We start from the raw sequence: 14966 nt of genomic DNA, 5'->3' as shown, positions 1-14966 counted from the left end.
CGGGCGGGGCATCCGGGACGGGCGGGGGCGGAGGCCGGCACCAAGGACCGCCAACGACGGAGCGCGGGGGCGGTACAGGGCTCCGGAATCCGGCACCGCCGGCGAGTGAGGCGTTCGGCCGGGCGGGGTCGAGCCCCGCCCGGCCGGTACCCGTCGGCGATCGAGGCGCCGGGGGCGGAGCCCCGCCGCGACGGGGAGGGCGGGGCAATGCCCGCCGACGCCCCGCCCGCCACCGGGGGCGCCGTGTGGAGGGGCGCCTCGTCGGGGAGGGCGGGGTTACTTCTCCGTCACGCCCGCCGAGTCGAACGTCGCGACCTCGTGCATCGCGCGGGCCGCGCTCTGCACCAGCGGCAGGGCCAGCAGGGCGCCCGTGCCCTCGCCGAGGCGGAGGTCCAGGTCGACCAGCGGGCGCAGGCCCAGCTTGTTCAGGGCGGCCACGTGCCCCGGCTCCGCACTGCGGTGGCCCGCGATGCAGGCCGACAGCGACTCGGGCGCGATGGCCCGGGCCGCGAGCGCGGCGGCTCCGGCGCTGACGCCGTCCAGGATGACCGGCGTACGCAGGGAGGCGGCGCCGAGCAGGAGGCCAACGATCGCCGCGTGCTCCAGGCCGCCGATCGCGGCGAGGACGCCGATCGGGTCCGCCGGGTCGGGCTGGTGGAGTTCGAGGGCGCGGCGAACGACCTCGACCTTGCGGGCGTGCGTCTCGTCGTTGATGCCGGTGCCCCGGCCGGTGACCTCCGACGGGTCGGCGCCGGTGAAGACGGAGATGAGGGCCGCGGAGACCGTCGTGTTCGCGATGCCCATCTCGCCCGTGAGGAGGGCCTTGTTGCCCGCCGCGACGAGGTCGCGGGCCGTCTCGATGCCGACCTCGATGGCGGCGACGGCCTCTTCGCGGGTCATCGCCGCACCGGTGGACAGGTCTGCGGTGCCGGGACGGATCTTGCGGGGCAGCAGGCCCGGGGTGGCCGGGAGGTCGCCCGCGACGCCGACGTCGATCACGCAGACCTCGGCTCCCACCTGGTTGGCGAAGGCGTTGCAGACCGCGCCGCCGCCGAGGAAGTTGGCCACCATCTGCGTGGTGACCTCCTGCGGCCACGGGGTGACGCCCTGGGCGTGCACGCCGTGGTCGCCCGCGAAGATCGCGACCGCGGCCGGCTCCGGGATCGGCGGGGGGCAGACCCGGGACAGACCGGCCAGCTGGGCGGAGATGATCTCCAGCATGCCCAGCGCGCCCGCGGGCTTGGTCATGCGCTTCTGCCGCTCCCAGGCCTCGCCGAGTGCCTTGGCGTCGAGCGGACGGATGCTGGCGACCGTCTCGGAGAGCAGGTCGTGCGGCTCCTCACCGGGCAGCGCGCGGCGGCCGTAGGTCTCCTCGTGGACCACCCAGGAGAGCGGGCGGCGCTGCGACCAGCCGGCCTGGGCCAGCTCCGGCTCCTCGGGGAACTCGTCGACGTAGCCGACGCACAGGTACGCGACGACCTCCAGGTGCTCGGGCAGGCCGAGCTCGCGGACCATCTCGCGCTCGTCGAAGAAGCTGACCCAGCCGACGCCGAGGCCTTCGGCGCGCGCGGCGAGCCAGAGGTTCTCGACGGCGAGGGCCGAGGAGTACGGGGCCATCTGCGGCTGGGTGTGCCGGCCGAGGGTGTGGCGGCCGCCGCGGGTGGGGTCGGCGGTGACGACGATGTTCACCGGGGTGTCGAGGATGGCCTCGATCTTGAGTTCCTTGAACTGCTTGGCCCGGCCCTTGGGCAGCGACTTGGCGTAGGCCTCGCGCTGGCGCTGGGCGAGCTCGTGCATCGTCCGGCGCGTCTCGGCCGAGCGGATGACGACGAAGTCCCAGGGCTGGGAGTGTCCGACGCTGGGGGCGGTGTGGGCCGCCTCCAGGACGCGGAGCAGCACCTCGTGCGGGATCGGGTCGGTGCGGAAGCCCTTGCGGATGTCGCGGCGTTCGCGCATCACGCGCAGGACGGCCTCGCGCTCGGCGTCGTCGTAGCCGGGGGCCGGGTCGCCGGCGGCGGGCTCGACCGCAGCGGGCGCCTCGGCCTCGGACTGCGCTGCGGGCTCGGCCTCGGTCGGCGCCTCGGTCGGCGCCTCGGCGGCGACGGCCACGGCGGGCTGCTCGGCCGGCTGCTCGGCGGCGACCACCGCGGCCGGCTGCGGCTCTGCGGCCGAGGACGGCTCGGCGGGTTCCCCGGGGGCGACCGCCACCGGCTGCGGCTGGACCGGCTCGGGCGCGGCGGGCTCGGCCGGCTCCTCCTCGGCGGCCGGCACCGGCTCCACGGCCACCTGCGCCGCACCGACCGGCTCGACGGCCACCGGCTCCACGGCGACCGGCTCGGCCGGCACGCCGGCGTCCTCGGCCGGCTGCTGGACCGGCTCGACGGCGACGGCTGCGGCTGCTGCTGCGGCTTCGACCGGCTCGGCGCCCGCGGCCTGCTCGGCGCCCACGGCGTGCTCGGCCGGGGCCGCCTGTTCGGGTACGACGGCGGGCGCCTCGACCGCAACCGGTTCGGGGGTCTCCCCCGCCGGGGCTTCCGCGGGGGCGACCGCCTCGGCCGGTGCGGCGTCGGGCTGCGCGGGCCGAGCCACCGTTTCTGCGGGCGCCTGCACCTGCTCCGGCTCCGGCTCCGCGCCGGCCTGGACGGGCTCGGGGGCCGCCACCGGCTCGGCAGCCTGCGCTGCCTCGGCGGGCACCTGCTCGGGCGCCGCGGCCTGCTCGGGCGCGTTGGCCTGCTCCGCCCACGGCGTCCCGCCCTGCGGCGGGACCTCGCCGAGCTGCTGCGGGGCGGCCGGGGCCGGTTCCTGCGCGGCCTCGGTACGCGGCACGTCCAGGTACTCGGGCCCGAGGGTCGGGGGTCCGGCCTGGTGGAGCGGGGTCGTGGGCGCCGGGGCGGGGGTCGGGGCGGCCGGCGCGGGCGCAGCGGCCGGGCCGCGGTCCGCGAGGGACCGTACGACTCCACCAGTGGCGTCGGGCACGGGCGGACCCATGTGCAGCGGGCGGCGGACCGGGGCTGCGGGGGCCACCGGCGCGGCGGGCGGCGGGACGACGAGCCCGCCGAGGTCGAGCGCGCCGGAGTCCCGGCCGCCGGTCTCGTGGGCGCCGGCGCTGTAGGCGCCCTCGGGGAAGGCGGCGGGCTGGGCGAAGTCGCCGTACGCGGCGGGCTCGGGGTAGGCCGTCGGCGCGCCGGCGTAGGCGGTCCCGGCGCCGTAGGAGGCGTCGGCGTAGGTCTGCGGTTCGGCGTGCTGGGGCTCGACCGGGAAGGCGGGGGCCGGCGGGACGACCTGCGGGTCGCTCCAGGATCCCTGGGCGCTCGGCATCAGCAGGAGTTCTTCGTCCTCCGGCTCGGCCGGATTGTCCATGAGGTCCTGGAAGGCGTAGCCGGGCATCGGGGGCGGGATCTGGACCGGGGCGGGGATGCCCTGCTGATCCACCATGCCCGTGCTGTCCGGGTGACCCTCGCCCGGGACCTGGCCGGTGTCAGTCATGCTTACCCCTCGCCCATCGTGTTGCCTCTTCGATCACCCGGTCGCCCACGAGGCCTCCGAGCGGAGTTGCCGTGCGGTGTCGCGGGTGCGACGAGTCCGTCCCACGTGCGCCTGCACGACAACCAGTAAGCATTGTCGCGCCCGTTGGCGGCCGTGGCGGCCATAACCACCACGGTCCTCTGTGGACTGCGCCACGTCGCGCGTCCAGGCCGTGTCGTGATGCCCGGAGCGTCCGCGCGGTACGACGATCGGCCAGCCTACCCCGGCCCTCGTCTCAGCGGGTCACAGGGCGCTGAGCTGCCAGGAGGAACACGACGGAACGGTCCTGTTCGGCCCAGGTGCGGGGGTCCAGGCCGACGGCCTGGAGGAGCGCGCACTCGACGTCGTAACCGTGTTCGGTGAGTACCCTGCCGACGGCTTCCGCCTCGTCGCGGGTGGAGGCGTGGCTGACGATCCGTTCGGGGCGGCGGTCGGCGACGGCGGCGACGACCTCGGCACCGCCGCCGCCGACGCGGACGACGTCCGGTTCGGGCAGGTTCTCCAGGACGTGGGGTGCCCGCCCGGCGACGAACTGCAGCTGCACGCCCCGCTTGCGGGCGGCGGCGGTGACGCGCTCGCCGGCCCCGGGGTCGCTGTCCACGGCGATGACGGCCGCGCCGAGGGCCGCCGCGTCCACGGCCACGCCGCCGGAGCCGGTGCCGATGTCCCAGACGAGGTCGCCGGTGCGCGGTCCGAGCCGGGCGAGTTGGGCCGCGTGCAGCAGTGCCGACTCCCCTCCCCCCGCACCGGTCTGGGGCCGGGCCCAGCCGCGGTCCGCGCCGTGGGCGGCGCTCTGGCCGAGCAGCCAGGCGGGGTCGGCGGACGGGGTCTGGCCGGCGCCGCCGATGACGATGACGACGTTCGGGTCGCGCCAGTTGTGGTCGGCGGCCTTGTCGGAGGTGAGGACGCTCACCTGCTCGCGGTCCGTGCCGAGTTCCTCGCAGACGACGAAGGTGCGGTGGACCCCGTCGAGGAGCAGGGCGAGTTCGGCGGGGCCGGCGCCGGGCGAGGTGAGGACGGCGACCTTGGGGTGGGCTCGGCAGACGTTGACGGCGCGCCGCAGGGTGCGGGGCTGGGCGACGACCACCTGGGCGTCGTCCCAGGGCATGCCGGCGCGGGCGAAGGCGGCCGCGACGGAGGAGACGGCGGGGACGACCTCGACCTCCAGGCCGTGTTCCGGTGCGCGCAGGGTGCGGACGACGCCGAAGAAGCCCGGGTCGCCGTCGGCGAGGACGACGGCGGTGCCGCGGTGACCGGCGATGCGGCGGGCGGCGAGGCCCAGGCTGCCGAGGCGGATGCGCTCGGCGGTGGGCGGCACTTCGGGAAGGGCGAGGTGGTGGGCGGCGCCGGCCACGAGGGTGGCGGCGGAGAGCGCGGACCGGGCGGCCGAGGTGAGGGGCGAACCGTCCCAGCCGATCACCGTGACCCGGTCGGCCATCGTCGTCTGTCTCCTGATGTGGGGGGGCGGGAAGGAGGGGCGGACACGGTGAGACTACCTGCTCATCGGTTCATTTCCGGTCGGCGCCGACGGGGTGGCCGTGCGCGTCGGAGCGCTGTCCCGGGACCGTGTCGCCGGCGTGTCCGCCGGGGGCGCTGCTCTCGTGGCTCTCGTAGCTCTCGTAGCCTTCGTATCCGTCGTAGCCCTCGCCCTCGTCGAGGTCCTCGGGCAGGAGGCTCCAGACGATGAGGTCGGTGCGGCTGTCGGTCCAGCTGCCGTCGGGGGTCTGCGTCCGTACGGTCCAGGCGTTGCGCAGGACGCCCTCGCTGATGCAGCCGATCTTCTGGGCGACCTGCTGGGAGGCGGTGTTGTCGGCGGCGGTGCGCAGTTCGAGGCGCTCGAACCCCTGCTCGCGGAAGAGCCACTGGGCGACGGCGAGGACGGACTCGCTCGCGTAGCCCTCGCCGCGGGCCCAGGGCGCGGTGACGTAGCCGACCTCGGTGGCGCGGGTGCGCCAGTTGGTGTTGCGGAGGTGGACGATGCCGACGAGGCGCTGGGTGAGGAATTCGGTGACGGCGAAGACGATGCCGCGGCCTTCGGCGCGTTCGGCGTGGGAGTCCCGGGTGGCCCAGGCGTGTGCGTCGGCGCGGGTGTAGGGGTGCGGTGCGGAGGTCCAGGCGGTGATGTTCTCGTCGTTCATCATCTCGGCGAGCGCGGTGATGTCCTCCTCCTCGAACGGGCGCAGCACCAGCCGTTCCGTGCTGATGGTGACGTCCGGGAAGGTGGTAGTCATGCGCTGCTCCATGCCTGAGAACGTGGTGCGACCGTGGTGCGAGGCGACCGTGGTGCGGAACCGTTCGTGCGGGACCGTGCACAGGTCGTAAGCCACAGCATGCAGCATCGACCGGGGGATGTGCAGGGCCGGGTTGCCCCCGGGCGGGCGGGACTCGGCCCCGCGCGCCGACAGGGGCGTGCGGGGCCGAGATGCCTGACGGCTGGGCGCCCGACGGGTCGGGCGGCGGGTCAGGAGGCGGGGGTGCCGAAGGCCGGGACGACCGAGCCCTGGTACTTCTCCTCGATGAACTTCCTGACGTCGTCGGAGTTCAGGAGCTTCGCGAGCTTCTGGACCCGCGGGTCGTTCTGGTTGCCTTCCTTGACCGCGAGGAAGTTGGCGTACGGGTTGCCCTCGGCCTTCTCCAGGGCGAGCGCGTCCTTGGCGGGCGACAGGTCGGCCTCGATGGCGTAGTTGCCGTTGATGACCGCGGCGTCCACGTCGCTGAGGGCGCGCGGGACGGTGGCGGCCTCCAGCTCCTTGAACTCCAGACCCTTCTTGTCGGTGATGTCGGACAGCTTGGCGCTGGTGCCGACGCCCTCCTTGAGGGTGATCAGGTTGTTCGCGGCCAGCAGCTGGAGCGCGCGGCCCTCGTTGGTGGTGTCGTTGGGGACGGCGATGGTCTGGCCGGCCTTGATGTCGGAGAGTGCCTTGACCTTCTTGGAGTACAGGCCGAGGGGCTCCAGGTGCACGTTCACCACGGGGACGACGTGGGTGTTGTTCTTCTTGTTGAAGTCGTCGAGGTACGGCTTGTGCTGGAAGTAGTTGCCGTCGACCTGGCCCTGCTCGGTGGCGGTGTTGGGCAGGACGTAGTCCGTGAACTCCTTGACCTCCAGCTTGAGGCCCTCCTTGGCCGCGAGCTTGTCCTTGACGAAGTTCAGGACGTCGGCGTGGGGGCTCGGGGATGCCGCGATGACGAGCGGCTTGCTCTCGTCGGCCGTGCCGCCGTCGCCCTTGGCGGAGGACGGGTCGGAGGAGCTGCCGCAGGCGGTGAGGCCCAGGGTCAGCGCGGTGGCGGTGGCGGCGAGGGCGGTGAGCTTGGTGTTCTTACGCACGAAGAGTGCCTTTCTTGCTGAACAAGTACCGAGGACTTGCTGGTGGCGGCCCAAGCACGACAAGTGCGGGCTCTGTGGGGGACATCAGGGGGGCGGTGGCCCGGGGGTCAGGCCGTCCGGCCGCGGCGGGCCAGGAGGCGTACGACGCCGTCGCCGATCAGCTGGACCACCGTGACGATGGCGATGAGGACCACGACGGTGGCGACCATGAAGCCGGTCTCGAAACGCTGGAAGCCGTACGTGATGGCCTTGGAGCCGAGTCCTTCGCCGCCGACGGCGCCCGCCATGGCGGAGTAGCCGACGAGGGTGATGACCGTGGTGGTGACGCCCGCGACCAGGGAGGGCAGGGCCTGCGGGAGGAGGACCTTGCCGACCAGGGTGGGGACGCCGCCGCCCATGGACTCGACGGCTTCGACGAGGCCGTGGTCCACCTCGCGGACGGCGGTCTCGACGAGCCGGGCGAAGAAGGGGACGGCGCCGATGGCGAGCGGGACGATCATGGCGGTGGGGCCGATGAAGGTGCCGACGACCGTGGTGGTGACCGGGATCAGGAAGATCAGCAGGATGATGAACGGCAGCGAGCGGCCTATGTTCACGATCACGCCGAGGACCTTGTTGACCGGCTGGTTCTGCAGCAGGCCGCCCTTGTCGGTGAGGACGAGCAGGATGCCGACGGGCAGTCCGCCGAGGACGGTCACCAGGGTGGACCACAGCACCATGTAGAGGGTGTCGTAGGTGCCCTGGGTGAGCAGGGGCTGCATCTCGGACCAGGTCACTTGGCACCATCCTCGGCCAGCTCGGCCAGCTCGGTCAGCTCGGTCAGTTCGTCGTCGATCCCGTCGGCCGTGTCGACGACGTCGACCTGGAGGCCCTGCTCGCGCAGGAAGCCGACGGGCACGACGTTGTCCTCGTAGCGGCCGGGCAGTTCGATGCGCATGCGGCCGATGAGCCGGCCGGCCACGGTGTCCATGGCGGCGCCGAGGATCGAGATGTCGACGTTGTACGTGCGCGAGAGCTGTGAGACGACCGGCTGGGCGGCGGCCTCGCCGTGGAAGGTGACGTCGACGACGGTGCGGTCGGGGCCGGAGGCGGAGCCGGTCACCGGGAACAGCTCGCCGGCCAGTTCGGAGCCGGGGGTGGCGAGCAGTTCGGCGACGGTGCCGGACTCGACGATCCGGCCCTTCTTCATCAGGGCGGCCGAGTCGCAGACGGTCTTGACGACGTCCATCTCGTGCGTGATGAGCAGCACGGTGAGGCCGAGCTGCTGGTTGAGGTCGCGCAGCAGTTTCAGGATGGAGCGGGTGGTCTCGGGGTCGAGGGCGCTGGTGGCCTCGTCGGAGAGCAGCACCTTGGGGTCGCCGGCCAGGGCGCGGGCGATGCCGACGCGCTGCTTCTGGCCGCCGGAGAGCTGGGCGGGGTAGGCCTTCGCCTTGTCGGCGAGGCCGACGAGGTCGAGGAGTTCGAGGGCCTTGCGGGAGCGCTCACGGCCGGAGACGCCGAGGATCTCCAGGGGCAGCTCGATGTTGGCCTGGACGGTGCGCGAGGACAGCAGGTTGAAGTGCTGGAAGACCATCCCGATGCGGCTGCGGGCCTCGCGCAGCTCCTTGCCGGCACGGCGGCCGCGGCCGGCGAGGGCGGTGAGGTCGACGCCGTCGACGTGGACGGTGCCGGTGGTGGGGCGCTCCAGCAGGTTCACGCAGCGGATCAGGGACGACTTGCCGGCGCCGCTCTGGCCGATGACTCCGTAGACCTCGCCCTCGCGGACGTGCAGGTCGACGCCGTCCAGGGCGGTGACCTCGCGGCCACGGGACTGGTAGACCTTCGTGAGGCCCGATGTGGTGATCACAGGAATTCCGTCGCTGTCGAGTGCGCGGCGCAGCGGGGTGCCGGGCACGGGGCAAACATCTGGGACGCGATACGGGACGAACCGTCGGAAATCGATGGCTTCGACGCGTGCGCGGGGCATGAGTGGGCCGTGCCGTCCCTCAAGCGGTGACGTACGGCCGGCCGGTCTCGCTTCGGGGCGCGAGGCTCAGGAAGGGGCCCTCAGAAGGCGCACATTCGACACATACAGCGAGCACCGGGCGTCATCGTCGCCTCGGTCGCAAGGGTGCGGCTGCTCGTCGTGGTCATGGGCCCCAGTAAAGCAGACGTATCCCCTGACCGATCAAAACTGTCCGCATACCGGACGGAATGCGGCCGCATACCGGACCACACCGGTGCAACGCGTCCGTCCTTCCCGCTCTGCCGAACTTGCCGCTGACCTGCACGGACGCGCCACGGAGGCCCTCGGGGGGAGGGCGGCCCGACGCCACTGCGGAGGGCTGCGGGGCGGATCCCTGTGGTCAAGACCACGGGAGCCGGCGGGCCGCGGCGGCCGGGCGCGGGCCGGCGTACGGGAAGGGGCGCGCGCGGGGGGTCTGCCGGCCCGTAATACCCTCGCAGCATGCTCGACGCCCTGACGGTCGCCATCGGCGTGGCCGCACTCGCCCTCGCCGCCTGGTGCGGTTTCGCCGCGCTGCGGGACCAGCCGACCAAGGACTGGCACTTCATCGGCATGGCCGTCGTGACCGTGCTGGTCCTGGCCCAGCTGGTGATCGGGCTGGTCCAGCTGGCCAGGGGCGAGAAGCCCGACGAGGGCGCAGTGATCTTCGTGGCGTACCTGCTCGGCGCGTTCGCCGCGGTGCCGGCCGCCGGGCTGCTGTCGCTGACCGAGCGGACCAAGTGGGGGTCGGTGACGGTGGCCGCGGGCGCGGTCGTCCTCGCCGTCCTCGAAGTACGGCTCTACGACATCTGGGGAACCACTGGTGCCTGAGACCGAGACGGGGACGACGTCGGAGGCCACTGCCACCGGACGCAAGCGGCTGGTCTCCGGGCCGGGACTGCTCCTGGTGTGGCTGTACGGGGTGATGGTGGTGGGCGCGGTCTCGCGGTCGGCCTACCAGATCTCGACCGAGTTCGGCCGGGCGCCGCTGGCCTACTCGCTGTCGGCGCTGGCTGCGCTCGCCTACGCCTTCATCACGTACTCCCTCGTGCGTGGCGGGGAGAGGGCGCGCCGGGCGGCGCTGTTCTGCTGCGCCGCCGAGCTGGCGGGCGTCCTGGCCGTGGGCACGTGGACGCTGCTGCGACCGGAGTCCTTCCCCGACACGACCGTCTGGTCGCAGTTCGGCATGGGCTACCTGTTCATCCCGGTGATCCTGCCGATCACCGGGATGCTCTGGCTGCGCAGGCGCTGAGCGGGGCCCGGCTCAGGCGCTGACCGCGAAGTCGGTGGGATTCTTGGCCTCTTTCTCCAGGATGACCAGCTGCACCCCGTCGGACGCGGTGCGCCCACCGACCGTGACGTAGCCGGCCTTGCGGTAGAGGCGCAGGTTGGACTCGCTCTTGTGACCGGTGTGCAGGCGGAAGCGGGTGGCGGTGCCGGGGCCCGCGAGAGCCTCCTCCACGGCGCGCAGCAGCCGGGCGCCGAGCCCGTGGCCCTGCAGGCGCGGGTGGACGCAGAGCTTGGCGATCTTGGCGGTTCCCTCGTCGTCCACGCTGCCGCGCACGGTTCCGACGATCTCGTCGCCGAGCCGGGCCACGAGGACGGTGTCGGTAGCGAGTTCGCCCTTGAGGGAGTCCAGGGACTGGGTGAGCGGCTGGATGAGGTAGTTGCCGTACAGCTCGGCCTCGCGCTGGAAGGCGAGGTACTGGAGTTTGAAGATCTGCTCGGCGTCCTCGGCGACCGCCGCCGAAATGGTCACGCTCATGCCCATGTGCGCATGCCTCCAGCTCACCTGGTAGCCCGTTGGTCTACCGCTCCCTTCCCCGAAGGCCAGGAGCCGCAACCTCTGCCGCGAGCATTCTGCGCAGACATCCCAGGCAACGGGAACGCACGGGCCCTAAACTTCCTTGTGAGATACCCAACTCTCCTGCGATTTCACGGTATGTGAGGTCTCTGGGCGAAAGAAGTGCCTTCATCAGCTCGGGGCAGCGTCCGGGCAACCGGGCGACGGCCGATCGGAGGGCGCGGTGCTCCTCGCCGTGCAGCAGGGCGTCTTCGGGTGCGGTCCCGGGGCCGGAGCCGGCATCGCTGCGCGGCCGGTGGTCGTAGGGGATCTCCCGCCGGGTGCGGCGCCGGGCGACCCGGGCCTCGGCCCGTACCGCGCGGCGCAGCCAGCGGGCCGGCTCGGCCGGGTCGGCGGGATCGGGTGCGCGCCGGCCGCTCTCCAGCAGCCTGACCCAGACGGCTTGTTCCAGGTCGGCGGCGTCCACTCCGGCGGCCGGGGCCTCCGCCGCCGCCTCCGCGGAGAGCAGCGGGCCCAGTTCGTTGACGAGGTCGGGGTCCTTCAGCAGGTCCATGCCGAGCGGGACGAGCGGTCCGCGCCCGGCGGTTTCCCCACCCGGCGCGGGCCACTCGTTCGGGAAGCGGCGCTCAGTCGTTGACGGGGCGTCGGCCCGGCCGGAAGGCCTCGGCCGCGAGCAGTCCGGTGTCCGGATTGTCGGTGAAGATCCCGTCGATGCCTTGCGCGAAGTAGGTACGGAAGGCGCCGAGGGCGTCCCCGTACGCCGCCGGGTCCGTCCCCTTGCGGTACTCGGCCGACAGGAAGCTGTTCTCGTTGCGCGCGGTGTAGGGGTGCAGCAGCAGCCCGTGGGCGTGGGCGTCCTTCACCAGGGTGGTGGGCGCCCCGAGCCGGCCGGCCGCGTCGCGCGGCAGGATGAGGTCCATGGTGGGGCCGATGCCCTGGGCGAACCCGGCGATCCACCTCAGCCCCTCGGGCTTGACCAGGTCCGCGACCGTCCGCGGATCCCCGGCCTGCTCGAAGTCCCAGGGGCGGGTGCCGGCGGCGGACAGCAGGACCACACGGGGCGCGGAGACCAGCCGGGAGAGCCGCTGGATGCTGGAGGGTTCGAAGGACTGCAGGAAGACGGCGGCGTCCCGGCCGTCGCGCCGGTACCGGCGCAGCAGCCGGGCGAGGGGCTCCTCCAGCCCGAGGCCGAGGCCGCGGAAGTAGCTGGGGTGCTTGGTCTCGACGTGCAGCCAGACGCGCTCGCCGCGGCGGCGGCCCTCGCGATCGGCCCAGCGGAGCACCTCTTCGAAGGTGGGGACGGCCCAGTGGCCGTCGTAGAGCGTGTTGCGCTGGCGGACGGCGGGAATCCGTTCCTTCGCGCGCAGGGTCTTCAGCTCGGCGAGGGTGAAGTCCTCGGTGAACCAGCCGGTGACCGGGACCCCGTCGACTGACTTGGTGGTGCGCCGGGCGGCGAACTCGGGGTGGTCGGCGACGTCGGTGGTCCCGCCTATCTCGTTCTCGTGACGGCACACCAGGTGGCCGTCGCGGGTGGGCACCAGGTCCTGCTCGATGACGTCGGCCCCCAGGTCGAGGGCCAGCTGGTAGGAGCCGAGGGTGTGTTCCGGCCGGTAGCCGCTGGCACCCCGGTGGCCGATGACGGTGGGGTACGGAAGGTCGCGGAAGCCGCGGCCGGGGCCGGCGCCCCCGCCGGAGGCGGCGGCCGGCCCCGCGCCGAGTCCGATGATCCCCGCCCCGGCCGCCACCGCGGCCGCCCCCAGGACCGTGCGCCGCGCTGCCCCGCCCTGCGCCATGAGTGCCACTCCTCGTCGTGAAGGCCCCCGGGGGCCGTGAAGCATGAAGGCCGTGATCGGCGTGCCGATGGTAGGCGGACGGGGGTGGCCGCAGGGGGTGCGTCGCAGGCACATCCGGGGAACTTGGCGAAAACGCGCGTCAACAATACGTATCCGACACGTGAACCCGATGTGCGCTCGGAGCTGACCCGCGAGTATCGTCCTCACCTGCGCTACTGCCGAGTGGTGGGTGCGCGAGCCGCTTTTCGATGCCGGAGGGCCCACGTTGTTCCGTACGAAGCTCATCAAAGCCACTGTCGGACCGGTCATGCGCACGATGTTCCGCACCCGCGTGGAGGGCGTCGAGAACATCCCCGGCTCGGGACCGGTGATTCTGGCGGGCAACCACCTCACGTTCATCGACTCCATGATCCTGCCGCTGGTCTGCGACCGCACGGTGCACTTCATCGGCAAGGACGAGTACGTGACCGGCAAGGGGCTCAAGGGCCGGCTCATGGCGTGGTTCTTCACCGGCTCCGGCATGATCCCGGTCGACCGTGACGGGGCCAACGGCGGCGTCGCGGCCCTGATGACCGGCCGCAGGATCCTCGAAGAGGGCAAGATCTTCGGCATCTACCCCGAGGGCACCCGCTCCCCCGACGGCCGGCTGTACCGCGGGCGCACCGGCATCGCCCGCCTCACCCTGATGACCGGCGCCCCCGTGGTGCCGTTCGCGATGATCGGCACCGACAAGCTCCAGCCCGGCGGCGCCGGCATGCCGCGCCCGGGCCGGGTCACGGTCCGCTTCGGCGAGCCGATGGAGTTCTCCCGCTACGAGGGCATGGACCGTGACCGGTACGTGCTGCGCGCCGTCACGGACTCGGTGATGGCCGAGGTCATGCGCCTGTCGGGCCAGGAGTACGTCGACATGTACGCGACCAAGGCGAAGGCGGCCTGACCGGCCGGCGCCCCCGGGTTCCCGCGATCGCGGCGGTTCCCGTGCTGCTCGCGGTTCCCGCCGTCCTCACTGGCGCCGCAGTGACCGGCTGACGCCCGCCGCCGTCGTGGTGGCGAGGATCCAGCCGGTCACGATCAGCAGGTACGACAGCCACTGGTGCCCGCCGCTCGGGGCGAAGGCCTGTTCCTGGCCGAAACCGATGATCGGCAGCATCAGGTCGATGGTGTAGAACACGGCGTTGAAGTCCGGGGCCTCCCCCTGCTTCAGCGGGCGCGGCGGCTCCAGCGCGAAGGCGATCGCCCCGGTGAGCAGGAGCGCCGCCAGCCAGCCCGCGGCGCGCAGCGGCCGGAAGCCGTAGCCGACGGTCGCGTCCTGCAGGTGCCCCCAGGCGCGGGCGTGCCGCGGCAGGGTGTGGCGGTGCCTGCGCAGCTTGGCGAGCTGCACCGTCCGGGCGGCCGCCTCGTCGCCCGCGGTGCGGTAGGCCGCGGCCAGTTGTTCGTAGGCGTACGGGAGATATCCCGACTCCTCGCGCTCCAGCGCGGGCAGCCGCTCCTCCGCGGGCAGGTGCGGGGCCAGCGTGCGGTAGGTCAGGCCGTCGATGCGGATCCGGTCGGGCCAGGCCCCGGGCGGGATGTGCAGCAGGTCGACGTGGGAGCGGCGCAGGTTGACCACGCCCTGGATCCGGTCGCAGGCGCGCAGCCACACCTCGCCGACGGTGCAGCTGGAGGCGCGCAGGGCGGTCCCTCCGGGGTTCACGAAGACCGCGCCGGCCAGGTTGAGCTGGCCCGGTATCCGGGCTCCGGTGAGGTTGACCGTGCCGTGGGCCTCCATGCGGCGGGCCCGCAGGTCGGTGCCGACGGACAGGGTCTCGGCGTGCAGGGCGATGCCGCCGGGGGCGAACAGGCGGGCGTCGTCGAGGTTGACCTGGCCGCCGACCACAGCGCCGTTGAGGCGCAGTTGGCCGTGGACGGTGAGGTCGTTGGCGATGATGTCGGTGCCGATCTCCACGTGGTTGAGCTGGAGCGGCGGTTCGTCCGCCTCCTCACCCGTCACGGGGCCGATCACGGCGCCCTGGAGGAAGAGGCCGCCGGATATTTTGGCACCCTGGAGCCGGACGGGGCCGCTGATCCGGCAGCAGGAGAGCCGCAGGACGACGTCGACGCGCACGGTGGCCGCGGTCAGGCCGGGAAGGGTGGAGTAGCCGAGGACGAGGGCTTTCAGCTGGGCCCCGTAGAGCAGCGGTTTGCGTTCGAACCAGCAGTCGCGCATCCGGATCGGATGGTCGACCACCGCGTAGCGCAGGTCGAGCTTGCCGACGATCCGCGCACCCTTGATCTTGAGCCCGGCGACCCGGCCCTGGACCGCGGGGGCGGCGCCGAGCAGGAGGGCCCGCAGGACCTCGGCCCGCAGGGTGCGGCCGGGCCCCCAGCCGGCCCCGTCGACGGAGCTGTCGTCGGGGTGCTCCCGGAAGTCGACGCCTTCGCCTCGTGGGAAGGCCTCCCAGACGCGGCGCTCGGCGGGGGTCAGATCGTTGATCTCCATCGCCGGGATGGTGTCCCGGGTTCCACGGACTGTCAACTCCGTTTGGGGGCAGCCTC

General features: G+C 73.0%; 13 protein-coding genes. 3 read left to right on the top strand and 10 right to left on the bottom strand.

The genetic code is table 11. The features are described 5' to 3' along the window. Positions 1-276: 276 nt before the first annotated feature. The 6 genes from cobT to IF89_RS0121625 form a co-directional block, all read right to left on the bottom strand. Positions 277-3486 carry a nicotinate-nucleotide--dimethylbenzimidazole phosphoribosyltransferase gene (cobT, locus tag IF89_RS0121650; protein ID WP_030770567.1) on the bottom strand — a complete coding sequence of 1070 codons (3210 nt, stop codon included), beginning with the start codon at positions 3484-3486 and terminating at the stop codon, positions 277-279. A gap of 274 nt (positions 3487-3760) precedes the next feature. After that, entirely contained in the window at positions 3761-4963 is a 1203-nt protein-coding gene (gene cbiE, locus IF89_RS0121645; protein WP_030770564.1) for a precorrin-6y C5,15-methyltransferase (decarboxylating) subunit CbiE, read from the bottom strand. A gap of 70 nt (positions 4964-5033) precedes the next feature. Next, the gene (locus tag IF89_RS0121640) at positions 5034-5756 is read right to left on the bottom strand and encodes a GNAT family N-acetyltransferase (RefSeq protein ID WP_043194232.1); all 723 of its coding nucleotides are present in this window, start codon (positions 5754-5756) and stop codon (positions 5034-5036) included. A gap of 230 nt (positions 5757-5986) precedes the next feature. Continuing rightward, the gene (locus IF89_RS0121635) at positions 5987-6850 is read right to left on the bottom strand and encodes a MetQ/NlpA family ABC transporter substrate-binding protein (RefSeq protein WP_030770560.1); all 864 of its coding nucleotides are present in this window, start codon (positions 6848-6850) and stop codon (positions 5987-5989) included. A gap of 107 nt (positions 6851-6957) precedes the next feature. Further along, positions 6958-7626 carry a methionine ABC transporter permease gene (locus IF89_RS0121630; protein WP_030770558.1) on the bottom strand — a complete coding sequence of 223 codons (669 nt, stop codon included), beginning with the start codon at positions 7624-7626 and terminating at the stop codon, positions 6958-6960. Next, the gene (locus IF89_RS0121625) at positions 7623-8696 is read right to left on the bottom strand and encodes a methionine ABC transporter ATP-binding protein (protein ID WP_030770555.1); all 1074 of its coding nucleotides are present in this window, start codon (positions 8694-8696) and stop codon (positions 7623-7625) included. Before IF89_RS0121625 ends, IF89_RS0121630 begins: the two co-directional genes overlap by 4 nt. A gap of 600 nt (positions 8697-9296) precedes the next feature. Here IF89_RS0121625 and IF89_RS0121620 point away from each other — a divergent pair. Both IF89_RS0121620 and IF89_RS0121615 read left to right on the top strand, forming a co-directional pair. After that, positions 9297-9665 carry a hypothetical protein gene (locus IF89_RS0121620; RefSeq protein ID WP_030770552.1) on the top strand — a complete coding sequence of 123 codons (369 nt, stop codon included), beginning with the start codon at positions 9297-9299 and terminating at the stop codon, positions 9663-9665. Further along, complete coding sequence (locus IF89_RS0121615) at positions 9658-10086, top strand: hypothetical protein (RefSeq protein ID WP_030770550.1); 429 nt, start codon at positions 9658-9660, stop codon at positions 10084-10086. The genes IF89_RS0121620 and IF89_RS0121615 overlap by 8 nt, the downstream gene beginning before the upstream one ends. 12 nt (positions 10087-10098) lie before the next feature. Here IF89_RS0121615 and IF89_RS0121610 read toward each other — a convergent pair whose 3' ends face one another. The 3 genes from IF89_RS0121610 to IF89_RS0121600 all read right to left on the bottom strand — a co-directional run bounded on the left by IF89_RS0121610 (position 10099) and on the right by IF89_RS0121600 (position 12431). Continuing rightward, entirely contained in the window at positions 10099-10605 is a 507-nt protein-coding gene (locus IF89_RS0121610) for a GNAT family N-acetyltransferase (RefSeq protein ID WP_030770548.1), read from the bottom strand. Positions 10606-10642: 37 nt separating this feature from the next. Further along, on the bottom strand, positions 10643-11191 hold the full coding sequence (locus IF89_RS42265) for a sigma-70 family RNA polymerase sigma factor (protein WP_078628431.1): 549 nt from the start codon (positions 11189-11191) through the stop codon (positions 10643-10645). A 73-nt stretch (positions 11192-11264) separates the two neighbouring features. Next, positions 11265-12431 carry a glycerophosphodiester phosphodiesterase gene (locus IF89_RS0121600; RefSeq protein WP_030770542.1) on the bottom strand — a complete coding sequence of 389 codons (1167 nt, stop codon included), beginning with the start codon at positions 12429-12431 and terminating at the stop codon, positions 11265-11267. A gap of 307 nt (positions 12432-12738) precedes the next feature. Here IF89_RS0121600 and IF89_RS0121595 point away from each other — a divergent pair, with 307 nt between their 5' ends. Beyond that, the gene (locus IF89_RS0121595; RefSeq protein WP_037696105.1) at positions 12739-13368 is read left to right on the top strand and encodes a lysophospholipid acyltransferase family protein; all 630 of its coding nucleotides are present in this window, start codon (positions 12739-12741) and stop codon (positions 13366-13368) included. Positions 13369-13434: 66 nt separating this feature from the next. On the opposite strand, the gene IF89_RS0121590 is transcribed toward IF89_RS0121595, so the two are convergent. Beyond that, on the bottom strand, positions 13435-14910 hold the full coding sequence (locus tag IF89_RS0121590) for a hypothetical protein (protein WP_030770538.1): 1476 nt from the start codon (positions 14908-14910) through the stop codon (positions 13435-13437). Positions 14911-14966 lie beyond the last annotated feature (56 nt).

Source organism: Streptomyces sp. NRRL F-2664 (assembly GCF_000719345.1).
GTDB lineage: Bacteria > Actinomycetota > Actinomycetes > Streptomycetales > Streptomycetaceae > Streptomyces.
This window is presented reverse-complemented; position numbering and strand designations above follow the sequence as displayed.